Genomic DNA, 24,947 nt, shown 5'->3' on the forward strand with positions numbered 1-24,947 from the left:
TGTTACCGAAGGATCATTGAATCGACCGTTTACTAATCATTTTGCTGAAATATCCATAGCAGCGGCGAAGTTTGTAAAAGTTTTACAGGCGCTGCTGGTATGAAAATTTTGGGGAAGCCGAAGCATTGCCAGCAGTTCAATACTATTCATCGATCCTTAATACTTAAAAGACAAGTCATGATTCACGAGAAAATTTTCCAACTAAAAAACGGCAGGGAGGTTAAAGTCGTCGTAAAAAGTTACTTCCTCCATGATAATCCACAACGCGATACCGATTGTGAGATTTTAATCCGCGAACCCAAAGAAAAATACTTTCGCACACCCATCGGGGTTAACCACCCACAATACTGGAAAATGAAGCGGTCCAGCGCACAGCAAGCCAAGGTCCTTCTGATGGAATACAGTGGAATCACCCAGCGTCAGATCAACCAGGCCATTACCGAATTCAACCGGATATTGAGCTATCCGCCGACACATATTGGTTTTCAATACGAAAGCGAGCTGGTTTAGAGATGGTTGAATTTTGATACACAGCACTCATCAAGGAAAAGCATTAACACACACCGAAAGCCGGGCATGGTCAGAATCGTGGGAGACTGGCCATCGTCCGGTTCTTTTTTTGTACTTAGCCGCTACCTTTTGCCTTACGATCAGGTGAATTTACTAATTTAAGCCCGCAGCACTTTTTTCAGGGTTTTATGAAGGCAAAAGGCGTTCTTCTGCCAGCCGCGGGACTGGTATTGATCGGAGCACTCGTGTTTTACTGGATACGATTCTCTCCGTTTTCAACATCCGGCAATTACTCCACAGATGTATTGAATGCCGCTTTTGCAGAGCGCGCGGTAGGGTATATCAATCGGGCCGATTCATTGGGCGTATCCACGCCGGGCGTCGATACGCGGAATCTCCAACACATTTCTATTCAGCTTTATCCGAATACCGCCGATACTGCACTTGCCGCCGTGCTGAAAGGTATCTCAGCTGAGAAGGATTTACTATTGACCGTCGTGGCCGGGCAGGAGGGAGCACTGCGTATGGTGACCGACGGTGAGTTCGACGACGCCCTGCGTCTGCTATGCGGCTTGCTGCCTGAAAAGAAACAGATTTACCTGCGATGGGATCCGGATATGGAGGTGCCCGTTCAAAGACACTCATGGCAATATCAATCTCCCGACGATTATATCGCAGCCTTCCGGCATGTAGCTGAAATTTGCCGGAAAGCAAAGCCTACTCTTCAAATCATGTGGTCGCCGGCGGGTTATCCGGGGACAGAGGAGTATTGGCCGGGAGAGGATGTAGTGGACGCGGTCGGAATTTCTGTCAATGGCCAGAGCGAGCTTTCAGCAACCGCCTATCCGCGTGACCCCGACCAACGGACTGCACTTCGGAGGAAGCTGATCCGGACACGGTTTATGGATAAGCCGCTTTGGGTATTGGCTTCCGGCAGCGATAGCTTAGTGCAAGAGCTGCAAACTGATTTGCGGGAAGCTGTGAAGGGCATTAAGCAGGATTCAGTATTTCTTTTTCAGCAATATGCTGTGAAAGAAACAGCTGGCCGGGCAGCGAATGCCAAACCGATTCTGGGGGTGTATGATCCCCGGCAAGCACTCACGGGCTCGAAGGACGTGCATATAGAGCACCTCTTTGTGGATCTGGGGAACATACAGACGGGTGGTTTTGAGCGTGATTTCGAAGCCGTTGTGCGTCGCGGGCATGAGGTAATCGTTACCGTGGAGCCCTGGCGTGACGGCAAGGTAAGAAAAGACTCCTCCGTGTTGCGAAATACTGTTCTGGGTGTTTATGATGAAGAATTTAAGTCTCTGTTTAACACAATTTCAAAGACTAATCTGACCGTTTACGTTCGTTTTGCACACGAAATGGAAATCCCGATCCACCGGTATTCATGGCAAAGCCAAGATCCGGCTTTGTACATCCGTGCATTCCGGCATTTTATGGAGTTGGGGAAAGGTGTTAAAAATGTGAAAAAAGTGTGGGGGCCGGCGGGTGACCGGGGTTCCATGGAGTGGTATCCCGGCGGCGACGTAGTCGATTTTGTCAGCATCGCTATTTACGGCCTGCCCGACAAGAATATCACCGACCCTACCAAGCAAGAATCTTTTGAAACCATTTTCAACCGCAAGGTATGGCGTGTACGCCTGGCCTCCAAGCCGATTTTTATAACGGAATTCGGCGTGAAAGGGCCGGAAGATTTCCAGTCGGAATGGTTGGAAAAGGCAGCCGGAGTAATGGCAGGCCACAAGGAAGTTGCGGGCGTTTGTTACTTCAACCTTGCCGACAATCCGGAAGTTTGGGGTGATATTCCTGCACCGGATTGGGGCATCAGCCAGGCAACCTTTAATCGTTTTGTTGAAGCATTGGATGCGGACCGCTGACAGCCCGGGTCGCATGTTCCGGTCTTAGCGGTGTATTCAGCTGAGATTCGATGATTTCATTCACGACTCCATTCTGAACTACATATAAATACAGGCGGTAAAGCGACGGGTGTTTCGGTATGGTTAAACTCAACCGGGGACCGTTGCCAGCGTCTATCATTTCAACCGGATTATTGAAGCCGTCCGTTCTCACAAGTTTCCATTCGAACCGCATGCCTGTTGCCGGCTCCTGAATGACTTTCCATTGCCCGTTTTGCAGGACAATAGCATGATAATCCAGCGAGGAGCCTTCGAATGTAGCCAATGCGGGTTTCAGAATTTTAAAATGCGTCGCAGGCTGCGGTAGATTTCGGTTGCCCCAAATTGATTCGAGCATTTGGAACGAGTGTTTCGGCCGCCCGGCGTAGTCATGCAGGCCATCAAAGCTTACCTGTTCAAATATTTTTTCATCCTGCCAATTGGAAATGAACGTTCCGGTACGTCGGTCCCGGCCACCCGCGAATGCATCCGCGCCGATATAGCTGAAATAGAACGGTACCGCAAGGCCCCGCAACGCGGACTCTTCCGGCTTTTTTTCGACATCCGTCAGAACAAGTCCGACGGCGTCGATGGTCGGAGCAATCTGTTTGATTAGATACGCCAGACCTTGAGTTTCCGCATTCAGTTCGAGGTCTACCGTTACAGGGCGCGTGCCGTCGATCTTCTTAATCGCGGCCGTGACCTTTTTTAACCAATACAAATATTGCTTCTGCTCCTCGGTTCGTTCCGATCGGCGATGACGCTGGATTGCAGCGTTGCCGATGTTCCAGGAAACAATATGTTTTTGATTTTGAAGCCTGCTCACAGTGGTTAATATTTCATCCGACAGATCGTCGGCACCACGCTGGTCGTCCACAAAATCGAGTGTTTCGGGTACCCAAAAAGTATAATGAACTTTGATTCCCGTCCGACCGGTCGCCATCAGGATGTTGTAATCATAAATGCCGGGGCCAAAATGCCGGATCGCGTTGATACCTGCGTTACGCATTTGCCTGAGGTCGGCTTGGAGCTCATGCTTGGTAAATGCAGGGTACCGCCGCGACCAGTTATGTCCTTTGGTGTAATTCACACCCCGCGTTCCCTCGAAAAACGGGTTGAATTTCCCCGTGTGAGCGACGCTCGTATCCGGCTCACGCAGGCCCATTGCGCGGAAAAGCGCAGGCACATCCGGCTGCCGTGGCGGTTTTTGCTTCGTCAGGCTGAGCGCATACACCTGATTTTCCTTCGCAACGGCCAGATTGTATTCCAGCGCGGGGTTGAAGCGCCGGAAATAAACGATAACGCTGATCAGCAGTACTGTAATGAGGAATGCGGAAGTTCTTACTCCACTGTAAATGCGTCGTCGCAGGATCCAGAAGTTGCCTTTCAATTCCTTGATCGCCTTAAACACATTATCTAATGCGGGTGAGGAGCCCGAAAATTCACGGATCTGCTGTTGGCGGCTTGCCGCGATCGTGAAGCACATGAAAAAACAATTCAGCCCCGCGAAGCCGGCCATGATCAGATTGTAGGGGTTCAGGTCCTGATAAAGCCCGTACACGATTGCCAGCAGTGAGACGCCCAACACAGCCAGGTTCGGGATATTCAATGGCCAATTGTTGGCCTCATTGCCGTCTTTGGGCGTAGGTACGTAGGGGATTTTCTTGCCTGAGATCGTGTATAGGACACCCAGCATGAATATCCACCAGGTTCCGATCATCAATAAGCCGCCCACCACATGGAATCCCCGCTCTTCGTCTTCCATGACCCACCATTGTACGAAATGCCGGATCAGGATAACGCAGAAAGCCATCGGCAAGCTGACCAGAAGAAAGTCGGTCAGGTCGAAATGCATCGGGCTCACGTCCAGTACCAGTGCCAGAATAGGGATCAGGAAGTTGATCAGGAAGATGAAACCCGACAAATAATGCAGCGGAATGGTGCCATAATGAATGCGCTGAGCCCACGTGAACTTTGAAAACAGTTTCGGATAGACGTGTACAAACAAGTCAAATACCCCGCGTGACCATTTGAGCTGTTGTTTATAATAGGCCGAAAGCGTCGAAGGTACCAGCCCTCGCGCGAGCACTGCCGGAACGTAGACCGATTTCCATCCTTTCGCGTGCAGCTGCATAGACGTGTGCATATCCTCGGCCAGCCCGGCGGCATGCCCTCCGATGGAGTCCAGGGCGGTACGTCGGAAAGTACAGTTGGCACCAATGGCAAGCACGGTTCCGTAATGATTCATGGTCATCATCATCGGGCCGTAAAACTGGTAAGTCTGCTGGGCCGCACCTTTGGCAATCAATCCCTCGTCGTGGTTTTTGTAGGCCTGCACGATTTGTACATAGCCTATTTCGGGATTATCGAAATGGGATACGATCGGGTCCAGAAAATCCGGGAAAGGAACATGGTCGGGGTCGAGAACCACGCAAAGTTCTCCTTTTGAAATACTTAATGCATTATTGATATTTCCGGCTTTGGCATTGCGCTTGTCGGTGCGCGTCACGTGATGCACGCCCAGTTGTGCGCAGACATTACGCAGATATGGGTCATCGGCTTCGTCGCACAGGTAGGTTTCATGAGGATAGGTAATGGCCTGGATCGCCGTTAATGTTTCGACGATCATTTCGTACGGCTCGCCGGCACAGAAAGTGGTGAAAATATCGACCGTGTACCGGCGTGTCAGCGGCGGCGTAGGTGGCACGGTGATGAACAGGTAGTGATACCATTCATGCAGTACTTTCAGGCAGGTGTACATAAACGTGACCACGAGCATCCAGTACAGTGGCGCATAGCCCCGGACGGTCTCGGAGAGGACACTCGAGAGGAAAAATCCCATCGACGCCAGTCCGAAGAAAATCATCAGCCGCAGCATGATCAATTGCTTGCGGGTGGGCGGTTTTACATATAATGCTTGCTTCATGGCGGGCTTACAACGTAAAAAGGAGTGTTACATGAAGCGAAGTTTCCGGCATGGTCGTAAATCGTCGCAAAGAGCCGGTACGGACCTTCCTCCTGCGGAACTGAAAACGAAAGCCGGAGATTTTGGCCGGAGTTTTCGGCAGTTGTGATGGGCAGCAGTTTTTTCGTGCTGTTAATCCGGTTTTCGCGGTACCAGTCTTCCCGGAATACCTGCCACCGGATCGACCGTATACGATCATGTCCTTTGAAGAGGAGTACTTCGGCAGACGCGGAGGCCGACGGGTTGAGCAATATGTTATCACGCGCACCCTGGTTGTTCAGCAGCATGTATTTTATTTCGGGATAGGTAACCGGGGAAGATTGGCCGGTCCAGATGTCTTGCATGGCGCCCACTGCTTCGGAGGCGTGGCCGTTTTCGTCGAATATGCTGAACCAGGTATGTGTGGTTTCCTGTTTGTTTCCCCAAAAAAATACGCAGGCGCCCAAAAAGCGGGGGTCTGCCAGCGGCATGTGCTGTCGGTAACGCTCCTGGTAAATGTCGGCTTTCTTTTTGCTGGTATCTTCAATGTAAGCGCCCCAGGCTGTTTGTTCAGTACCTTGCCAGGGGCCGTTGATTCCCCATTCGAGCAGCATATACGGGCCTTTCCAGAACCACGCAAGGTCGTCGAGATCTTTGCGCAGCAAGGGCAGATTACTGAAAATGTTAAATGAGATCACGTCGATGTCGCAGCGCAGCCCGATGTTGAAAATGTATTTGGGGTTGAAATTCAGGATCGTGGTGGTGACGGGATGGTCCGGATCTTCCCGATGGATCATGTCCGTGAGCTCGTTGAACGAATCATAAAAATCCCCATATGTCCATTTGTAAGGGAAGTCGAGTTCGTTGCCCAGGCACCACATCAATACCGCAGGATGGTTTCTGAACCGTTTGATAAGCGATAGCAGTGCCCGATATCTGGTTGTGGTAATTTCAGGATTGTTGTAAAAGGAAATATCGCCGCTATTGGGAATCGGAAGGCCGACGATAACAGCCAGTCCCTGCATTTGTGCGCTGTCGAGAATCTGAGCAAGATGCGTGGTGTCCCAGGTTCGTAAGGTATTGCCGCCCGCTTCGCGAAGTTTGCGGAAATGAGATTCGCCTCCGGCGCCCCTGATGCTGTAAGGTTTTCCATTTCTTACGAGGGTATACTTGCCATCCTGGTGTTCGATATACACTTTGGCAGATCTGTCTGGTTGTTTTTCACGCAGACACCCCGACAAGAAAGTGGAAAGCGTTAAAGCTAACAGCAATAGCGAGTGGATACGAGTGAACAAGGTCGGGTCTTAGTTGTAACCTGAGGCTGAGTTTTGAAAGAGTAAAATACGATAAAAATGGCTTAAAACAGAAATAGTTTCTAAAATCTGTATAGAAGTAGATAGATTGTATGCACATACAGAAGTTATGAATATTGCTTACCTTTATATAAATGTTTTGGTTTACTAAATTTTGAATTTTTGTTTACATTAAAATGAAGGAAGACTCACTCTCGAACAGGGCATATACAGAATTGCGGAAAAAGATACTGTCCAATCAGCTCACGTCAGGTACGCGGCTGAAAGAGGATGAATGGTCTAAGAAGCTGGATGTTAACAGGATGGCTATCCGTGAAGCTTTAACCAGGTTACTCGGTGAGCAGCTGATCGTGCAAGGCGAAAAGGGGGGCTTTTTTGTGAAGACACTCACTCTGGAAGACAGCCATAAGATTCGGGAGCTCCGGGAAATACTGGAAATAGGTGCATTGCGGTTGCTTATCCAGAAAGTTACCATAGAACAGGTAGCGGAGCTGGACCGTATCTGCGACGATTTTTCATCGATGGTCGAGCGCGGGTATTTCGGCGGAGCTTGCGAAGCGGATGTGAAATTCCATGAAACGCTGATAGAATGTGCTGGTAATGAAAGGCTTGTTGAGCTGTATCAGGCCAGTAATATCCCGTTGTTTCACCAAAAGCTGGGCAAAACCCAAACGCATATGGACGATTACGAACTGACGGATCAGGAGCATCGCGAAATCGTGGCGGGTATAAAAGAGCGCGACATCAAACGCGCGGAGGAAGCACTTCTGAAACATCTGATACGTGGCGAAGTAGCGTCGATCGACCTGACCTAGCCGCTTCAAAAAGCATATTGTACTTCTCCAAGCCGGTTTCCTTTCCAGGGAGCCGGCTTTTTTGTGCCATAGGATTTTCTGTTGAACGGGGTTGTGGTCGAGAGGCGTTCGGTCGGCAGCATGATTTGCGATAGATCATTTGCCGAAAACACGGAACAATAATTTTTTCTAAATTTTTTTGTTGACAAAAAAATAATATATTTGTTAACATTATTTCAAGTACTGCTTGCGTGCTCATCCCGCCCGGGATGGGTGGTTCCTGTTGCCCTATTAAACCCATTACTGTTCCGAAATCTTTGTTTATGAAAAAATCTCTAAAATTCCCGGAATCCCTTCCTTCGGAGATTCCTTTGCTGCGGTTTCGTTTACGTAACCGTTTGCGGATCCTTTCGCTGATGCTATGCGTACTGTGTTCGGCTGCGCATTTCAATCAGACCTACGCGCAACAGAGTAAAAAGATTACAGGGAAAGTTATCGATCAGAAAGGTGCGCCGGTTCCCGGAGCTTCTATCGTGGTTAAGCATTCTACTTCGGGGGCGATTGCCGACAAGGATGGTCATTTCGAAATTGCAGTGCCGGAGAGCGCCGCAAGCGCGGCTGTGATCGTCATTTCATACATTGGAATGAAAACGCAGGAAGTATCGGTCGGCAACCAGAGCGCATTGGGAGATATTACGCTTATGGATGATGCGATGGGCTTGCAGGAAGTGGTAGTAACGGCCCTTGGCATCGAACGGGCGGCAAAAACGCTCACCTATGCTACCCAGAAAATAGGTGGTGATCAGGTGAATGAGATCCGTGATGCGAATTTCACGAATACGCTTTCCGGTAAAATCGCCGGGCTTACGATTACACCATCCGCGAATGGCCCGGGCGGTGCCACGAGGATTGTTTTGCGCGGTAACCGCTCTATCCAGGGCTCGAACAATGCGCTGATCGTCGTGGACGGTGTGGCGATCGACAACTCCACGCCCGCGGGCCAGGTACGCTATGATGCGGGCGGGCACAGCGGAAGTGATGGTGCATCGAGCATTAACCCCGATGATATCGAGTCGATTAACGTGCTGAAAGGTGCGGCGGGTGCGGCACTTTACGGTAGCCGTGCAGCCAATGGCGTGATCATGATTACGACCAAAAAAGGGAAAAGCGGCAAGATTAATGTGAACGTAAATTCCGGGGTCACATTGGATAAGGCGCTGGTTACGCCATCGTTACAGAATGCTTACAGCCAGGGTTCCGGCGGTAAATACTCGACGCTGACCAACGGGAGCTGGGGCGAGCGCATTACCGGCCAGAGCGTGCAGGATTGGTCGGGTAATACCGTTTCGCTCAAAGCTTATCCCGACAATATCAGGGACTTTTTCAAAACTGCGGTTTCAACCAACAACTCGGTAGGTGTGAGCGGCGGTTCGGAGAAGGTACAATCGTATTTTTCCTACGCGAACAATTACATCAATGGCATTGTGCCGCATAACCGGCTATCCCGGAATACCTTCAATGCGCGGCTCAGTTACGATATTACCAGCCGGCTTTCGGCGGATGTGAAGGTGACCTATATGCTGCAGAACATTTTCAACAAGCCGGGTGTAGGAGGGGATGGTATGGTGGTGGCGAATGCCTACCGGATGCCGCGCAGCGTTGATCCTGAAACACTTAAATCCTACAAAAAAGTAGATGTTACCGGCGTGGAAACACCCACTTTCTGGACGAGCCCCGATGCGGTATATATGAATCCTTACTGGACGATCAATAATACGCATCGCGATGAAAACCGCAGTCGCGTTACCGGATTGTTTGTTTTGAGATACAAGCTGACCGACTGGCTGAACATTCAGGGACGGGTGAGTTCGGACAGTTATAACGATTTTATTACGCAGAAGTACGCCAACAATACCGTCAACTATGCCCGCCAGCCCGGCGGATACTATTCGGAGGGTAATGATTACATCGCCGAGCGCAATGCCGACCTGTTGCTGACCGGTACAAACAATATCGCGCCGGATTTGAAATTGACGTATAACCTGGGAGGTTCGGTACTCAACCGGAGTATGCGGCACCGGATCAATGCCGCCGACGGACTTGGTTTTGCCAATAAATATGACCTGAGCTACGCCACAACGCTCAAAACAGAAACCGCCACAGCGAAACGGCAGTTGCAGTCGGTGTATGGAACGGTGCAGTTCGGTTACCGCGATTACCTCTTCCTCGACCTCACCGCGCGGAACGACTGGTCGAGTACGCTGCCGTCGCCCTATTCGTATTTCTATCCATCGGTCGGTTTGTCGGCGGTCATTTCCGAGATGGTCAAATTGCCGCAATGGATAAACCTGGGCAAAGTGCGGGGATCGTTTACGAAAGTCGGTAATGATGCCGATCCTTACCTGCTGGGGCAGACGTATACTTATATCCGTGGGGGTTTCGGAGGGTATATTGCCAGCAGCAGTACCAAGGCGATTGCGGATTTGAAGCCCGAATTAACCCAATCACTGGAGTTTGGTACCGAATGGCGGTTTTATAACAACCGCCTGGGTATTGATTTGACTTATTATAAAACCAATTCCAAAAACCAGCTGATCAGAGTCGCATCGCCGGCATCGTCGGGTTATTCCACATTGAATGTGAATGCGGGTAATATCCAAAACAAAGGGTTTGAAGTGGTATTGAGCCTGAAACCGGTTGTGGCAAAGGATTTTAGCTGGAATATGGGGCTCAATTATGCATTGAATAAGAGTAAGGTGGTGGAGCTGTATGACGGCGTGAGTCAGCTGTACCTAGGCTCGTCCACGAGCGTGCGCACGGCTACTCCGTTGATTAAGGAAGGCGGTTCCTTCGGGGATTTGTATGGTTATAAATGGAAAACGCTCAATGGAAAGTACGTGGTGAGCGACAAAGGCGTGCCTGTTAAATCGGATGCAATCGAAAACCTGGGCAATTACAATCCCAAATTCTCGGCCGGTTTCAGCAATAGTTTCAGCTATAAAAACTGGGCGCTGAATGTGCTTGTGGATGGCAAATTCGGAGGTGTAATCACTTCGGGTACCGCTGCGCAAATGGCTTACAATGGGACGGGTGTTGATACCGAGAAATTCCGCGAAGCGGGTTCATGGGTGGTAGAAGGCGTTACCGCGGAAGGTGCACCGAACACCGTGCCGATCAATGCGGAGGCATTCTGGCAAACCGTCGCGCAGGGGGATTATTCGTGGGGTGAGTTTTTTACCTATCATGCTACCAATGTACGTGTGCGGGAGGTTTCGCTCGGTTATGATTTCAAAGGCTTGCCGGGTTTCCTGAGTGCTGCGAGGCTGTCGGTCGTCGCACGCAACCTTTTCTTCCTGTACCGCGGCAATGCGATCCTCGATATCCCTGGCATAGGCAAGCGAAAAATGGATTTCGATCCAGAAATGAGCCTGGGTAACAGCAATTACCAGGGTATTGAATATTTCAATTTGCCATCGACCCGGAACATCGGATTGAACCTCAAACTATCATTCTAAAAAGAGCTCATTATGTTGACGAGGATAAAAAATATAAGTCGGGTACTGACGAAAATGCTGCCGGTGGTCCTTGCTGCGGCCATTCTGACAAATTGTACCGACAATTTCGATTCGCTAAACACCGATGCGACCAAGATCAGCAGCGTTGGCAGCAAGGAATATCCGTTCATGTTTGCCTACGCGTTGATGACGCCTACACTCAGTCCCGACAATTTTGAAGTCGGTGAGGGTACGATTGCTTCGGTGTATTCCCAGTTTTTGTCGCAAGCCGCGCATTCCTTCCCCACCGACCGTTATGTGATCCGGCAAGACTGGATGCCTGCCTGCTGGAACCCGGTGTACACCGCAGCGGCACCGCAACTGAAAACCATCATGGCCGGTACCGAAACGCAAAGCTCGGAGAATGCATTGGCGAATATCTGGTGGGTCTGGATGTTCCACCGGATCACCGATTACTTCGGCCCGATTCCGTATTCCGATGCTGCTTCGGGTAAGCGCTACGTTTCGTACACGCCGCAGGATTCCATTTATTATGACTTTTTCAAACGGCTGGATGCGGCTTCGACGATTCTCAAATCGCATTCCGGCGATAAGCCGTTTGGCAATTATGACCTGGTTTACAACAAGAATGCGGCACCCGCTGCGGCCTGGATGAAGTTTGCCAACACCCTGCGCCTGCGCCTCGCATTGCGCATATCGAAAGTGAACCCGGAAATGGCCAAGCAACAGGCCGAAGCAGCAGTGGCGGCAGGTGTGATCACCGACATCGCCGACGACGCCTACATGCCGAAATCGACCACTACCTATGCCGAATACAATGGCTTGGCTGTGACTGCGGGTTGGGACGATGTGCGTATGAGCGCTTCCATGGAATCGATTTTGAAAGGTTATGGAGATCCGCGGTTGCCGATTTACTTCCAGCCATCGGTTTCGACAGGCACTTATGAGGGCGTCCGCAACGGATTGTTCACTTCCGAAAAGATCATCGATATTAATTCCAGGTTATTCAATTCCAACATGGGTACGCGCTGGGCTACCTGGGTAGGGAGCGATTGGAAAACCACTTATAATGTGCCTCAAAATATCCTCCACGCCGCAGAAGCCTATTTCCTCCGTGCCGAAGGCGCGCTCAATGGCTGGAATATGGGTGGTACTGCCGAGGATTTTTACAAAAAAGGCATCCAGGCTTCGATGGCCCAATGGGGCGTGAGCGACCAGGTGGCTATCGCGAAGTATATTGCCAATACCGCAGTTCCTATTGCGCCAAAGGATGGAATGAATTCGCCTGCGGTAAACGATTATCCCGTGAAATGGAGTGGTTCGGAAAGCATGCAGCGCAAACAGATTGCGCAGCAAAAGTGGCTCGCATTGTTCCCGGATGGCATGGAAGGTTGGGCTGAGGTGCGCAGAACGGGTCTTCCCAAGCTCTATCCGATTGTTCACAGCGAAAATCCTGACCTGCCGGAAGGTACATTCATCCGCCGGATGCCTTTCCTGGATACCGAAAAGCAAACCAATGCCGCCGAAGTGGAGAAGGCCGTGAAAATGCTTGGCGGGCCTGACAATGCCGCTACGCCGCTTTGGTGGGATAAAAATTGACGCGGTTAGGTGTAGTCATTTGTGGTCAGGTGTAGTTATTTGTAGTCAGGTGTTGTCATCTGTGGAATGCATTTGCGATACCTGACTTCTTGGCCAATTCAAAAAAAACGTTCAAAAATTCAGAAAGATGCTCCTTCGTTTGCTTGCCGCCTGCCTGTTTGTGACATCCGTTTTGGCGCAAAATACGCCTGTACTGCTTCCACAGCCGCAAATGGTGCGGTATTCGGAAGAGAAGTTTCCGGTATCGTTGCTGACCGTCGCGATGCCGCCGGCGGCCAGTGCGGAGGTGCGGTTTGCATTGCAGGAGTTGAAGAGCATTGTGGGGGAGCGCACGGGAACGGGAATTAAAAATGCATCTTCTTCTGCTTCGGCGACCTTTCAATGGGTGATACGAAGGGAGGGAGGTGCATTGCCCGAAGTTTCGGAGCGGGACGGTAAGAGTACCCGAGAGCATTACAAGCTGACGGTCTCGAACAAGGGAGTGCGCGTGGAAGCGCAAACGTCCGCAGGATTGTACTATGCGGTGCAGACATTACGACAGCTGATCTCAGGCGAAGGTAAAACTGCATTTATTCCCGGTGTGGTCGTTGAAGACCGTCCTGCATTAACCTACCGCGGCGTGATGATGGATTTCGCACACGGTGGTCTGCCGACTATCGCGGAAATCAAGCGGCAGATCGACTTCCTCGCCCGGTGGAAAACCAACCAGTATTACTTTTATAATGAGGTCAGTATCGAACTGAAAGGCTTTCCAAACATCGCGTACCGCTCGGGTTACACGCAGGCCCAAGTGCGGGAGATTATCGCATATGGCCGGCAGCGGCACATGGATGTGGTGCCGTTCCTGAATTTGTACGGGCATTTGCATGAATTACTGCGGAATGAGCAATATGCCGGCCTGGCGATCGGGCAATATGGGCACGAGCTCGACCCGCGCAAGTCCGCGACGAATGCCTTGTTAAAAGACTGGATCAGTCAGTATGCCGAGCTCTTTCCAGGTCCGTTCATTCACGTCGGTTTTGATGAAACCTGGGAAACCAAGCGCATTGCCGATGACAAGGATGCGCGCATTAACTCCGAAGATCTTTGGGTTCAGCAGCTTACGTTTGTTCAGGCGGAACTCAAAAAGTATGGGAAAACGGTGCTGGCCTGGACGGATATGAACAATTATTATCCGGATATCATCCAGAAAATCCCGGCGGAAGTAATTCCTGTTTTGTGGGAATACAAGCCTGATACTGTCGAGATTAACCGGTATTTAAGACCGATTTTGAAAGAGCAAAAGCCGTTTTTTATTCAGCCTGCCGTGTCCGGCTGGGGCCACATTTACCCCGACGCCGATTATACTTACGATAACATCGATCTCTGCCTTCAAGCGGGAGTGAAGCATAAGGCGTTGGGGTTCATTCACTCGGTATGGACTGATCCCGTGGAACCGTTTGTGCGGGCGTCGTGGCTTTTTATGGCTTATGGCTGCATTGGTGCGTGGCAAGGTAATGTGCCTGATAAAAAGCATTTTACGGAAACATACAGCCATGTGATGTACCGTCTGGTGGCCGGCCCAATGCAAAAGGCGTTCGATGACCTGGCGGCTGCCAATGAGGCACTGGATAAATGTCTTGGTCGGAATACCAATGGCATGCCGCGCGGGACGATCATCGAGAGCTGGTCGAACCCCTTTTTGCCCTATTATCTTAAAAATACCCTTGAACACGCAGCCGATTTCCGGAATGCGCGGAGGCTTAGTGAGTCTGCCCAGGCGGAGCTGATTACCGCATTGGCCACTTGCAGTCCGGGAGATACCGCGTTCATTCATTCGATGATCGTTACCGCCAGGCTGATGCGCTATTCGGCGACGCGCTTTTTGTGGGCGAAAACCATCTGCGACCGGTGGAATGAGTCGATGTTGGAACGAAAGAAGAACGATTTCGTGGCCTATGACCTCGTTTACCCGTGCCATGGCCTGCTTGTGGATGTAATGGATGAAGCCGGCGAGCTGAAAACGGCCTATTCGGAAGCCTGGCGATCGGAATATATACCTTACCGGCTTAATACGATGCTGGGCAGGTTCGATGTCGAGAATGGATTGTGGGAAAAACTGTCTTTGAAGGTGATCGACTATCGCGTTGAAAGCAAGCCGGATCACGTAGCCGATCAGTCATTTGAAGTCCTGTTTAAGCCCGATTTTTAAGTTTTTGGTAGTCAAAACAGCTGGGTTACTGCTAGAATTTATTTTGTGATCTTTGCTGGAATAATTAGTATAAAAATAATATTTCAAATATTTTGTAAACTATTTTATATAAATTTTGTAAACAAAAAATTAATCTATACATTTGATCAACGCCTGTCCTGAACCTCCGCTATGTTATTTGCCAATTTGAACTATCCATCAATCCGTGCATCCGCAGAAGACGCGGTAGTGGTACTCCCGCTAGGCGCTACGGAACAGCACGGGCCGCATATGGCGGTGTCGACGGATACGGATATCGTGACGCACCTCGCGTGTGCCGCGGAAGTATTACTGCCAAAGCGGGTGCTGCTGTGCCCGACGCTGCCGTTCGGTTCAAGTCACCATCATTTGTCATTCGGCGGGACGATCAGTATCAAGCCGGCATTATACACACAGGTAATCGTGGATCTGGTCGACTCGTTGCTGCAAAACGGTTTTCGGCGGATTGTGCTGCTGAACGGCCATGGCGGCAACATTACACCGGTAAAGCAGGCGCTTGCGGTGCTCAGCAGCGATAGTGACCTGGCCAATGCGGCCAACATCGCACTGGTGACCTATTGGGAGCTTGGTGGAAAGCCGTTTGCCGGTGAGGCGCCCATGGAGAGCCCGGCGCTGAGCCACGCCTGCGAATATGAAACGAGCATGATGCTCCACCTTTTCCCGGAAAAGGTATGGATGGAAAACGCGGAGCGCGCACAACGGCCAGCCGGCAACGGCTACATTCCCTGGGAAGACGACGAGCCTTACCGCGGCGTAACGCTCTTCAAGCAAACCGCATTCATTTCGAGCAACGGCAGCAGCGGAGAGCCGCAAAAAGCCAGCGCCGCGAAAGGCGCACATTTGATCGGCAAAGCCACGGAGGCATTGGTGACGTTCCTGGAAGCATTTGCGGAGTGGGAGATTGGGGGGCGGTTGTAGTCAGGGGTGGTCAGGTATGGTCAAGTGTTGTCAGGGAGTGGTCAGGTGTTGTCAGGAAGGTCATGTGTTGTCAAGAAATAGTCTGGTATAATGGGAGATTGTGAGGGGTTAGCGAGATACGATAGGTAGATAGGAGCCACTACAATACCTGACCATTTCTGACTATATCTGACCACAACTGACATTTCACATATTTGTCATAAAAAGTAACCCATATGCCCAAACAGGAAATCAAGCATCCCGATAAAAGTGTCAGCACCGGCGCGTATTCTGCCGGTGTTTTGAAGAATGGCTTACTGTTCGTGAGTGGGCAGGGGCCGTTGGACCTCGCTACGGGCGAGGTGAAGCGTGGTACTATTGAGGAGGAGACATTACTCACGCTCGAACACGTGAAGAAGGTTGTGGAAGCCGCGGGAGGGACCATCGACGATATTATGAAATGCACCGTACATCTGGAAGATATCAACGATTTCGACCGCTACAATGTGGCCTATGCCTCGTTTTTCAAAGGCATTCTGCCCGCCCGCACCACTGTCCAGTCGGTACTCTCGGACGGCATCAAGATCGAGATCGACGCTATTGCACTGATAGGCTAGTTTAAGCACCCGTTTTTTGCATTGATAACAATGAGTTTAAAGGAACGCATCGGTACGGTTGGCCTTGGCCTGATGGGAAGCAGCATTGCTACCTGCATTCTCGCGGCGGGTCACGAGGTTACTTCGCTGGTCAAAGATGGAAGTGAGGCCGAGCCCGCCCGCAAGCGGATCCTGGGCTATCTCACGGAACTCAATGAGGAAGGTATGCTGGAAGAATCGCCGGAAGCGGTTGCCGGGCGCATCACTATTACGACCAATATCGCGGATCTGGTGGGGCATGAGGTGGTAATCGAATCGATTACGGAGGACTTGGAAGCCAAAAGGGCCGTTTACAATGCATTGGAGACTGTTCTTTCCAATACCGCCATTATCGGCAGCAACACGTCTGCCATACCGGTATCGGTGTTACAGGCCGGGTTGTGGCATCCCGAAAGGCTTTTGGGAATTCACTGGGCCGAGCCGGCGCATATTACCCGGTTTATGGAGGTGATTTGCGGGAAGGAATCGGACCTGAAACACGCAGAGCGAATCGTGCAGCTGGCCGAAAGCTGGGGCAAGGAACCCTCGCTGCTGCGAAAGGATATTCGCGGGTTTATCACCAACCGCATCATGTACGCCATGCTGCGCGAGGCATTCAATCTGGTGGAAAACGGCTATGCGACGGTCGAGGACGTCGACCGCTCGCTGCGCAACGACCTGGGTTACTGGATCACCTTCGCCGGTCCGTTCCGCTTTATGGACCTGACGGGCATTCCGGCCTACCTCACTGTTATGAAGGATTTGTTCCCCGACCTGGACAACCGACAAACGAGCCCCGAGATGATGGAAAAACTCGTGGCCTCGGGAGCGAGAGGCGTGAGCAACGCACAGGGATTTTACCCCTACACGCCGGAGAGCGCCGAAGCCTGGGAAAAAGCATTCATCGATTTCAGCTACGATATCCGGAAGCTGGCTGAAAAATACGCGCAGAAATGACAACAATCGCATCGGTCCGTGCCACGGAAGTAATCGTGCCGGCCAAAGCCGGAAGCCTTAATTCCGAAACGGTACTGGACAAGGACACCGCATTTGCTCAGAAATTCCTTACCGGAGAAAGCTGGACGGAGTTTGCGAACCAGCCCAAGTGGATCATCGAAATGACCCTAGCGAACGGGCTCACGGGCGTAGGCGAGACCTACCGCAGCGCGTCGGGCGAGCTGATTCGCGAAGCTTTGGGGGAATTTGTAGGGAAAGATGTACTGAAACTGAACTGGCGGCGCCTACCCGTAACCGACCAGCGCATTTACGAGGCATTCGAAAGCTGTGTGCTCGACCTGGTAGGGAAACTGCTGCACGTGCCGGTGTGCCAGCTGCTCGGCGGGAGCTACCGCAACACGGTCGATTGCATGGGCTGGACAGGACGGCGCACACCGGAAGATGCGGCGCAGAAAGCATTCGAAGCGATGCAGAAAGGTCACAAGGTTTTCAAATTCAAATGCTCCGACGAAGATCCGGTGCGCCTTTGGACGGAGGAGATCAAAAAGCAATGCGGCGATGGTATTAAGGTCCTGCTCGATCCGAACCAGCGCTGGAATGATGTGGAAACGACGATGAAATTGATGGAAGGGGTGGAGATGGACGTCATGCTGGGGCTCGAAGATCCGATTCTGCACGCGGATGCGGAAGGATTTAAATACCTGAAAAAACACCTTGGAATACCCTTGTACCGCCATATTTCGCTTCCCTACACGCAGGATATCCGCGACATGATCACGTTCGTGCGGGCGGATGCGGCCGATGGCTATAATTTCAATGGCTCGGCATACAACTGTGTGCTGCTGGCGGAGATCGCACATTTGGAAGGCAAGCCATGCTGGCGCGGGTCGGAAGTGGACCTGGGTATTTCGGAAACCATGGGCCTGCATATCGCGGCGGCGAGCATTAATTGCACCATCCCGTCGGACATTTTCGGGGAACTGGTGCGGGTGGACGACCTGCTGGCTGACCCCATCGAATTTGAAAACGGTGCCGCGAAAGTACCGCAAGGCCACGGGCTGGGCATTACGCTCGACCGGCAGGCGCTCGAAAAATATCAAACCGGAAAAATCCTAACCGCACATTCATGAAGAAGGCATTTTTTTCGTGGACTATCCTCTTCTTCTGCAACCTGATCTGGTCGTTCCATTTCACGTGCATAAAACTTACTCAGGATCAGGTAGGGCCCTATTTTACCGTGTGGCTGCCTATGCTGCTCGCTACGGTTTTCCTGGCTCCCTATGCCTGGCGGGATTTTAGAAAGGGGAACAAGAAACTCAAAGATGTACTCATTTTTGTACAATTGGCGGCCATCGGTGCATTTCCGTCGCAGGTGCTCATGACTTGGGGCACGCAATATTCCCTGGCGAGCAATGCAGCCATCCTGATCCTCGCATTGCCGGTCGTGACAGCGGTTTTTGCCTTTTTTATTTTGAAAGAGAAAATGAACCGTATCCGGTGGATCAGCTTTGGGATCGCGATCGTGGGCGTGCTGCTTTGCTCCACCGACGATATCCGGAACATGGACATGAGCTCACAATATGCGATGGGTAACCTGCTGATATTCCTGGCCATACTGGGCAACGGCTATTACAATGTCGGCTGCAAGAAGGTCGCCGAGCAATACACGGAAATGGAAATGGTTTTTTACACCTATCTGGTGATGGCGATCCTGCTCGCACCGCTGGTATGGTATTACGAACCCCAAATGTTTTCGGTGATACCGCATTACACCGCCCAAACCTGGACCGGTATGATCGCGCTGACGCTCTTTCACAACTTCCTGTCGATGCTGCTGTTTTTCAAGGTACTCAAATACCTCGATGCCACACAGGTCGCCCTGTCCAACTACCTCATTACGTTCATGGGATTGCCCATTGCGGCTTTTGTTTTGGGCGAAACTTTGAAAACACAAGCCATTATCGGTGGCGTCCTAGTACTCGTATCGACGTTGATACTCACCATTGTCGACAGCAAGGCGGCGCGGGAAAAGAAGCAGGAAGAACTGGTCAATGCCAATCCATAAAACCCTAAGAGTATGAATGCAGAAAACGAACTGTCCGGCGTCGTGCCCATTATTCCGACGCCATTCACAGAAGACGAGGAGATTGACGAAGCGGCCCTTCGCGACCTGATCGATTTTGCCGTGGCAAGCGGTATCGAGGCGGTTTGCCTGCCTGCTTATGCGAGCGAATTTTACAAGCTGACCGACGACGAGAAGTTGCAGGTAGTGCGGATAGCGGTGTCGCAGGCGGCCGGGCGTGTAAAGATCGTCGCGCAATCGAACCACCCGTCGCTGAAACAGGCGATCCGGCTCGCGCAGGCGAATGTGGCTGCGGGTGCGGACGTGGTGTCGCTGGCCGTGCCGCGGATTTTCAGTCTGCCCGAGGAATCGCTCAAAGCCTACCTGTCCGGATTTTTAGAATCGGTCCCCAATACGCCGGTACTGATCCAGGATTTTAACCCGGGCGGCTCGTCGATCAGCGTCGGCTTCATCCGCGACCTGATGGAGCATCATCCGAATTTTAAATACCTCAAACTCGAAGAACCGCTTTGTGCACCGAAGTTTGAGAGCATTATCAAAGAAACCGGCGGGAAAATCGGGCTTTTTGAAGGATGGGGCGGCTTGTATATGCTGGAACTCATCCCGCTCGGCATCCGCGGCGTCATGCCGGGGCTTGCGGTATCGGATATTTTGCAGAAAGTATTCACCCTGCGCAACCAGGGCGCGCATCAAAAGGCTTTCGACTTGTTTGAAAAGGTCATGCCGCAGATATTCTTCTCGCTGCAAAATATGGAGCTCTTCCATTATGCCGAAAAAGAGCTGCTAATGGCTCGTGGCATCCTCAAAAACAGCATTGCCCGCAAGGCCGCGTATATTCCTGACCCTTCGTCTGTTTCTTATATTAAGGAGTTGAATCAGAGGGTTTTGGATGTAATTAATGATGAAACGTGGGAAATCAAATCACTGGAAACAACCTTCTCGAAAGCGTGATTAAGAACGGAGAAAAAAGTATTTTTAAAACCGGCAAGTCTAAATCCAACCAAAAACGTGCTGGTAAAATGAACAATTTCGAGAATCAGGTTGCCGTCATTACCGGTGCCGCTTCCGGTTTGGGCCTCGTGATCGCCCATAAACTCCTGAATGAAGGCGCCAGAATAGGGTTACTCGATCTGAATGAGCAGGCATTGAACGACGAGTTTGTCGGAAATGCGGAGCATGAAGAGCTCATCGGCGTGGATGTCACGGACGAGCAGCGTGTGGCGCAGGCGGTAGCACGCGTGGTGGAGCGTTTTGGTAAAATAGATATTCTCATCAATTGTGCCGGCATTACCGGGGCCACCAATATCAAAAGCCATGAGGTGGATACGGCCAATTTGCAGAAAGTGTTCAATATCAATTTCATGGCGAGCTTTTACACTGCCAAGGCCGTGCTTCCCTATATGCTTCAAAACAACTACGGGCGGATTTTGCACGTTGCATCTATTGCCGGAAAAGAGGGGAATGCAGGTATGCTGGCCTATTCGGCTTCGAAGGCCGCGGTGATCGGCATGGCCAAAGTGCAGGGGAAAGAGTATGCCGAGACAGGCATTACCGTGAATGCGCTGGCGCCCGCGGTGATCCAGACGCCGCTCGTCGACGCCATGCCCGAGGCCCAGGTGAAATACATGACCGACAAGATCCCCATGAAACGCTGCGGCACGCTCGAAGAAGCGGCCAACATGGCTGCATTCATCGTCTCGCCCGAGAATAGTTTTGTTACCGGGTTTACGTTTGATCTTTCGGGGGGTAGGGCGACGTATTAGTGAACTGACCGCCGACGGCCGACCAACGAGAGCCAATCGCGGTCATGGATCATCGATGAGGTCAAATCTTGTATATTCTGAAAAATCATAAAAAACATCGGCGGTCGGCGGTCCGTGGTCGGCGGTCAAAATCTTCAACACATTACCTCCCATGCATTCTCCCAACACCCCGCTAACCTTTCTCTCGCCCATTGAAGGAGACGTGTTTCATGCATTTGACGGCGTTTTTATGGATGGTAAATTGGAAATTACGGTCAAAATCGCGGCGGCGGAAGATGCTGAAATAGCGGTGAACGGCGTTCCGGCTGTGCATGCTGACGGGCATTTCGAGGCGAAGATGCGTTTGGAAGGATATGAAAACCGGCTGGAAGCGATTGACGCGGTAAGCGGGGAAAAAACAGCCATTCGTATTTTTTTACTCCAAAATTTCGCCGGGCATTACCGGCTGTCGATTGACGACAATGTCTGGTTTTTGAGGGATATTCAGCAAAACAGGGACCGTTATGCGTCGCTTTTTGATAATCCATATCTCGGATTTTTGAAAGAGGTTAATGCGGAATATGGTACCAAAATCCACCTGAACCTGTTTTACCAGACCGACGGTTTCAATCTCTCTGATTTCACGGATCAATACAAAAATGAATGGAAAGCCAATGCGGACTGGCTCCGGCTGAGCTTCCACGCATTGCAGGAGTTTCCCGACATGCCGTATGTGAACGCCGGTTATGATGAGGTGAAAAAAGACTGTGATCTCATCATGAACGAGATCCGGCGGTTTGCCGGAGAGGAAGTGATGCACGCCGTCACCACGATCCACTGGGGCGAAGCCACCGCCGCCGGCTCGCGTGCGATGCGCGACGCAGGCTACGCGACGCAGGTGGGCTATTTCAATGTGGATGATAACCTGCCGTCGGCATCGTATTACCTCACGGTACCGCAACGGCGGCACCTCAAAAAGCGCTTTGTGTGGCGCGACACAGCCGAGGACATCACGTTCGTGCGGGCCAGCATTGTCATCGACACCAAAAAGCTGGAAGATATCAAACCGCACCTCGATGCACACGAAAAGAACGGGCAAAAGCCGCCATACCTCGATTTGCTGGTGCACGAGCAATATTTCTATCCGTTTTACTTCAACTACCAGCCCGATTTCCGCGACAAAATCCGCGCTGCCGTGCAATGGGCGGGAGAGAATGGTTACACGCCACAGTTCTTGACGGAATCAGTTTCAAATGCATAACACGCTCCTCCGATGGATCAGCACCGCAGGGATTTTATCAAAATAACCGGCCTCGGGCTCGCTTCGGCGGCACTACCACCGGGCGTTTCGGGTATGCCGCAGATACACAGCGCCGGCGCGCAGCAATTCAATATGTGTAATTACGCCGCTCCGAAGCTGGAAACGGTACGCATCGGGTTTATCGGGCTGGGTAACCGCGGAATGGCGGCCGTAGAACGCATGAACAAGATCGCGGGGGTGGAAATTAGGGCCGTATGTGATCTGCGGGAAGGGAAAGTCGCTGAGGCTATTCAACTGGTGGCGGGTAATGGACATAAACCGCAAGGATACCATACCGCTCCCGATGCCTGGAAAAAGCTGTGCGAACGCAACGACCTCGATCTGGTGTATATCGTGACGCCCTGGGCACTGCATACGCCGATGGCGGTGTTTTCCATGAACCACGGTAAGCATGTTTGCGTGGAGGTGCCTGCGGCCAAAACCATCGATGAATGCTGGGAGCTTGTCGAAACCTCCGAAAAGACGCGGAAGCACTGCATGATGACCGAAAATTGCTGCTACGACTTTTCTGAACTGCTTACATTGAACCTCGCGCGGCAAGGTTTCTTCGGTGAAATCACCCACGCGGAAGGCGCCTATATCCACAATTTGCAGGAATATGTGTTTGATAAAGAGCGCTTCTACCAGATGTGGGAGCTGAAAGAGCTTTCGCAGCGGACAGGTAATTTATATCCGACGCATGGCCTGGGGCCCATTTGCCAGGTAATGAATATCAACCGCGGGGATGCGATGGATTACCTGGTGTCGATGTCGAACAATGACTTTGTGATGGCCGGCACCGCCAGGAGCCTGGCCGCGAATGATCCGGATTTCAAACCGTTTGTCGGGAGGCCGTTCAACGGGATGATGAACACATCCACCATCCGGACTAAAAAGGGCAAGACGATCATGGTGCAGTTCGACGTAGCTTCGCCGCGTCCTTATTCGCGCATTCAGCTGGTGAGCGGTACCAAAGGCGCCGCATTGAAATACCCGGAGCCCGCGCGCATTTCCCAAGGGCACGAATGGCTCTCGCCCGAAGCGTACAAAGCGTTGGAAACCGCACACACGCCGCCCATCGTAAAGAAAATAGGAGAAGCCGCCAAGCAGGTCGGCGGGCACGGCGGCATGGATTTCCTCATGGACTGGCGCACCATCGACTGCCTCCGCAATGGCCTTCCGCTCGATCAGGACGTGTACGACGCCGCATTGTGGAGCTCCATCGGCCCACTCAGCGAGTGGTCGGTAGCGCACCGTTCCAATTCGATCGACGTCCCCGATTTCACCCGCGGCAGCTGGAAAACCAATGCACCCATTGACATTTCTATGGAAAAAGGAGGCACAACCGGTGTAAGGCTTTGAATTATGACTCCTTTTCCAGTTCGATAAAATCCTGACGTGCGGGTGTAAAACAATCGATCACCCGGCATTGCGTGTGGGCAATAGCGGAGTGCGGCGCGTGCGGCGGAATGTGGGCTGTCATGCCCGGCGTGAGCAGCATCGTTTCTCCGTCGATGGTGAATTCCAATTCTCCTTCCAGCACATGGCACCATTGCTCATGGAAATGGCTATGTTCCGGCAGAACGGTTCCGGCAACGATCGTGAAATGCCCGAATGTCTGCTGCTCCGAATGGCCCAGCGTGCCATAAATGCCGTCCCAGATTTTGACTACTTTATTGGTTTTGAAATTGACGAAAGGCATGGTGTGATTTTGGGTTAATGAGACTCATAATGTGCAAATGTACCTGAGAACCAAAAATTTTATATGACTGCCATAGATTTCTGCACCATTTTCCTACATTTGTACAAACCGCTCAAAATTTCAATATTTCAACATTGCGCAGGATCATTTCCATATTGCTGCTGGCGCTGCTGCTATACAACATGGTGGGCTATTCGATAGTCTATCTGTCGGAGGAGCGGTATACGATCAGCTCGGCAGGGAAAGGCTTCGTGGAGCAGGCAGCAGGTTCCGCGGATATTGTGATCAAAGTGCCGGTGGCGGTGCCTTATCAGACCAACTGGGACGCGCCGGAGCCCGTTCAAGGGCAGATCGAGCATGAAGGGCAGTTCTACCAAATGAAAAGCCAGCAGCTGATCAACGATACATTGTACGTGCATTGCGAGTTCGACCAGGGCGCCCGCGACCGCTTTTCGGATCTCGCGTCGAAGATCAACGACCAGGTGACAGGCCATGCAACCGGTTCGCAAAACGACGCGCATTCGAGTATTTTAAAGAATTTCCTCAAAGAATATATGACCGCCGGTCGCCAGCATGTGTTTTATGTGCTGGAATGGGAGCCATCGAAATACCTGGCCCAGCAATTCCCTGCCCGATCTATTCTGCCTGAAAGATATTACTCCATACCATCCCCGCCGCCAGACCTGGCTTAGTACATCTTCTTTATTCTTCCTGAAATTGCGGAACGTTCATATGTGTACGTTGCACGCCTCTGTATGGTGCGAGTAAGTATGCAGTTGCACATATGAATGCGCATATGCAGGAGGAAAGACCGATTTACTAACC

General features: G+C 51.5%; 19 protein-coding genes. 16 read left to right on the top strand and 3 right to left on the bottom strand.

All coding sequences use genetic code 11. The features are described from left to right. Window positions 1-177: 177 nt before the first annotated feature. Together CLV60_RS18605 and CLV60_RS18610 are read left to right on the top strand one after the other, a co-directional pair. Entirely contained in the window at window positions 178-510 is a 333-nt protein-coding gene (locus CLV60_RS18605; RefSeq protein WP_106596888.1) for a hypothetical protein, read from the top strand. A 188-nt stretch (window positions 511-698) separates the two neighbouring features. Next, window positions 699-2,393: a glycoside hydrolase family 26 protein gene (locus CLV60_RS18610; protein ID WP_106596889.1), complete on the top strand. Its 1,695-nt coding sequence runs from the start codon at window positions 699-701 to the stop codon at window positions 2,391-2,393. On the opposite strand, the gene CLV60_RS18615 is transcribed toward CLV60_RS18610, so the two are convergent. Both CLV60_RS18615 and CLV60_RS18620 read right to left on the bottom strand, forming a co-directional pair. Further along, window positions 2,356-5,337, bottom strand: coding sequence for a glycosyltransferase family 2 protein (locus CLV60_RS18615; RefSeq protein WP_106596890.1), 2,982 nt, complete (start codon window positions 5,335-5,337; stop codon window positions 2,356-2,358). The two genes, CLV60_RS18610 and CLV60_RS18615, sit on opposite strands and share 38 nt — an antisense overlap. Then, on the bottom strand, window positions 5,334-6,626 hold the full coding sequence (locus CLV60_RS18620) for a glycoside hydrolase family 2 TIM barrel-domain containing protein (RefSeq protein ID WP_229211037.1): 1,293 nt from the start codon (window positions 6,624-6,626) through the stop codon (window positions 5,334-5,336). The genes CLV60_RS18615 and CLV60_RS18620 overlap by 4 nt, the downstream gene beginning before the upstream one ends. Before the next feature lie 218 nt (window positions 6,627-6,844). Here CLV60_RS18620 and CLV60_RS18625 point away from each other — a divergent pair, with 218 nt between their 5' ends. From CLV60_RS18625 to CLV60_RS18685, 13 genes are all read left to right on the top strand, one after another. Next, the gene (locus CLV60_RS18625) at window positions 6,845-7,483 is read left to right on the top strand and encodes a GntR family transcriptional regulator (RefSeq protein ID WP_106596892.1); all 639 of its coding nucleotides are present in this window, start codon (window positions 6,845-6,847) and stop codon (window positions 7,481-7,483) included. Between the two features lie 302 nt (window positions 7,484-7,785). Next, on the top strand, window positions 7,786-10,977 hold the full coding sequence (locus tag CLV60_RS18630) for a SusC/RagA family TonB-linked outer membrane protein (protein WP_106596893.1): 3,192 nt from the start codon (window positions 7,786-7,788) through the stop codon (window positions 10,975-10,977). Between the two features lie 12 nt (window positions 10,978-10,989). After that, window positions 10,990-12,576, top strand: coding sequence for a SusD/RagB family nutrient-binding outer membrane lipoprotein (locus CLV60_RS18635; RefSeq protein ID WP_211302254.1), 1,587 nt, complete (start codon window positions 10,990-10,992; stop codon window positions 12,574-12,576). A 127-nt stretch (window positions 12,577-12,703) separates the two neighbouring features. After that, window positions 12,704-14,767, top strand: coding sequence for a glycoside hydrolase family 20 zincin-like fold domain-containing protein (locus tag CLV60_RS18640; protein WP_106596895.1), 2,064 nt, complete (start codon window positions 12,704-12,706; stop codon window positions 14,765-14,767). Window positions 14,768-14,938: 171 nt separating this feature from the next. Continuing rightward, the gene (locus CLV60_RS18645; protein ID WP_106596896.1) at window positions 14,939-15,724 is read left to right on the top strand and encodes a creatininase family protein; all 786 of its coding nucleotides are present in this window, start codon (window positions 14,939-14,941) and stop codon (window positions 15,722-15,724) included. Window positions 15,725-15,939: 215 nt separating this feature from the next. Beyond that, entirely contained in the window at window positions 15,940-16,320 is a 381-nt protein-coding gene (locus tag CLV60_RS18650) for a RidA family protein (RefSeq protein WP_106596897.1), read from the top strand. Window positions 16,321-16,350: 30 nt separating this feature from the next. After that, window positions 16,351-17,295 (top strand): 3-hydroxyacyl-CoA dehydrogenase family protein, encoded by a 945-nt coding sequence (locus CLV60_RS18655; protein WP_106596898.1) that lies wholly within the window; start codon window positions 16,351-16,353, stop codon window positions 17,293-17,295. Continuing rightward, complete coding sequence (locus CLV60_RS18660; protein WP_106596899.1) at window positions 17,292-18,425, top strand: mandelate racemase/muconate lactonizing enzyme family protein; 1,134 nt, start codon at window positions 17,292-17,294, stop codon at window positions 18,423-18,425. Before CLV60_RS18655 ends, CLV60_RS18660 begins: the two co-directional genes overlap by 4 nt. Next, a complete protein-coding gene (locus CLV60_RS18665; RefSeq protein ID WP_106596900.1) occupies window positions 18,422-19,360 on the top strand; it encodes a DMT family transporter in 939 nt (312 codons plus the stop codon). The genes CLV60_RS18660 and CLV60_RS18665 overlap by 4 nt, the downstream gene beginning before the upstream one ends. 12 nt (window positions 19,361-19,372) lie before the next feature. Next, on the top strand, window positions 19,373-20,329 hold the full coding sequence (locus CLV60_RS18670) for a dihydrodipicolinate synthase family protein (RefSeq protein WP_106596901.1): 957 nt from the start codon (window positions 19,373-19,375) through the stop codon (window positions 20,327-20,329). A gap of 68 nt (window positions 20,330-20,397) precedes the next feature. Beyond that, entirely contained in the window at window positions 20,398-21,141 is a 744-nt protein-coding gene (locus CLV60_RS18675; protein ID WP_106597174.1) for an SDR family NAD(P)-dependent oxidoreductase, read from the top strand. A gap of 151 nt (window positions 21,142-21,292) precedes the next feature. Continuing rightward, window positions 21,293-22,381 (top strand): hypothetical protein, encoded by a 1,089-nt coding sequence (locus CLV60_RS18680; RefSeq protein WP_106596902.1) that lies wholly within the window; start codon window positions 21,293-21,295, stop codon window positions 22,379-22,381. A gap of 12 nt (window positions 22,382-22,393) precedes the next feature. Beyond that, window positions 22,394-23,782 (top strand): Gfo/Idh/MocA family protein, encoded by a 1,389-nt coding sequence (locus CLV60_RS18685; RefSeq protein WP_106596903.1) that lies wholly within the window; start codon window positions 22,394-22,396, stop codon window positions 23,780-23,782. 1 nt (window position 23,783) lies between these two features. Here the strand turns inward: CLV60_RS18685 and CLV60_RS18690 are convergent, their stop codons facing one another. Further along, on the bottom strand, window positions 23,784-24,122 hold the full coding sequence (locus CLV60_RS18690; RefSeq protein WP_106596904.1) for a cupin domain-containing protein: 339 nt from the start codon (window positions 24,120-24,122) through the stop codon (window positions 23,784-23,786). A gap of 134 nt (window positions 24,123-24,256) precedes the next feature. On the opposite strand from CLV60_RS18690, the gene CLV60_RS18695 reads away from it, so the two are divergent. Then, window positions 24,257-24,814, top strand: coding sequence for a hypothetical protein (locus CLV60_RS18695; RefSeq protein WP_229211038.1), 558 nt, complete (start codon window positions 24,257-24,259; stop codon window positions 24,812-24,814). Window positions 24,815-24,947: the final 133 nt, after the last annotated feature.

Origin of the sequence: Dyadobacter jiangsuensis (assembly GCF_003014695.1) — a bacterium.
Taxonomy (GTDB): Bacteria; Bacteroidota; Bacteroidia; order Cytophagales; family Spirosomataceae; genus Dyadobacter; species Dyadobacter jiangsuensis.

Coding starts and splice junctions, on each gene's coding strand:
- CLV60_RS18605 (WP_106596888.1), top strand. CDS start 178: ATGATTCACGAGAAAATTTTCCAACTAAAAAACGGCAGGGAGGTTAAA.
- CLV60_RS18610 (WP_106596889.1), top strand. CDS start 699: ATGAAGGCAAAAGGCGTTCTTCTGCCAGCCGCGGGACTGGTATTGATC.
- CLV60_RS18615 (WP_106596890.1), bottom strand. CDS start 5,337: ATGAAGCAAGCATTATATGTAAAACCGCCCACCCGCAAGCAATTGATC.
- CLV60_RS18625 (WP_106596892.1), top strand. CDS start 6,845: ATGAAGGAAGACTCACTCTCGAACAGGGCATATACAGAATTGCGGAAA.
- CLV60_RS18630 (WP_106596893.1), top strand. CDS start 7,786: ATGAAAAAATCTCTAAAATTCCCGGAATCCCTTCCTTCGGAGATTCCT.
- CLV60_RS18635 (WP_211302254.1), top strand. CDS start 10,990: ATGTTGACGAGGATAAAAAATATAAGTCGGGTACTGACGAAAATGCTG.
- CLV60_RS18640 (WP_106596895.1), top strand. CDS start 12,704: ATGCTCCTTCGTTTGCTTGCCGCCTGCCTGTTTGTGACATCCGTTTTG.
- CLV60_RS18645 (WP_106596896.1), top strand. CDS start 14,939: ATGTTATTTGCCAATTTGAACTATCCATCAATCCGTGCATCCGCAGAA.
- CLV60_RS18650 (WP_106596897.1), top strand. CDS start 15,940: ATGCCCAAACAGGAAATCAAGCATCCCGATAAAAGTGTCAGCACCGGC.
- CLV60_RS18655 (WP_106596898.1), top strand. CDS start 16,351: ATGAGTTTAAAGGAACGCATCGGTACGGTTGGCCTTGGCCTGATGGGA.
- CLV60_RS18660 (WP_106596899.1), top strand. CDS start 17,292: ATGACAACAATCGCATCGGTCCGTGCCACGGAAGTAATCGTGCCGGCC.
- CLV60_RS18665 (WP_106596900.1), top strand. CDS start 18,422: ATGAAGAAGGCATTTTTTTCGTGGACTATCCTCTTCTTCTGCAACCTG.
- CLV60_RS18670 (WP_106596901.1), top strand. CDS start 19,373: ATGAATGCAGAAAACGAACTGTCCGGCGTCGTGCCCATTATTCCGACG.
- CLV60_RS18675 (WP_106597174.1), top strand. CDS start 20,398: ATGAACAATTTCGAGAATCAGGTTGCCGTCATTACCGGTGCCGCTTCC.
- CLV60_RS18680 (WP_106596902.1), top strand. CDS start 21,293: ATGCATTCTCCCAACACCCCGCTAACCTTTCTCTCGCCCATTGAAGGA.
- CLV60_RS18685 (WP_106596903.1), top strand. CDS start 22,394: ATGGATCAGCACCGCAGGGATTTTATCAAAATAACCGGCCTCGGGCTC.
- CLV60_RS18690 (WP_106596904.1), bottom strand. CDS start 24,122: ATGCCTTTCGTCAATTTCAAAACCAATAAAGTAGTCAAAATCTGGGAC.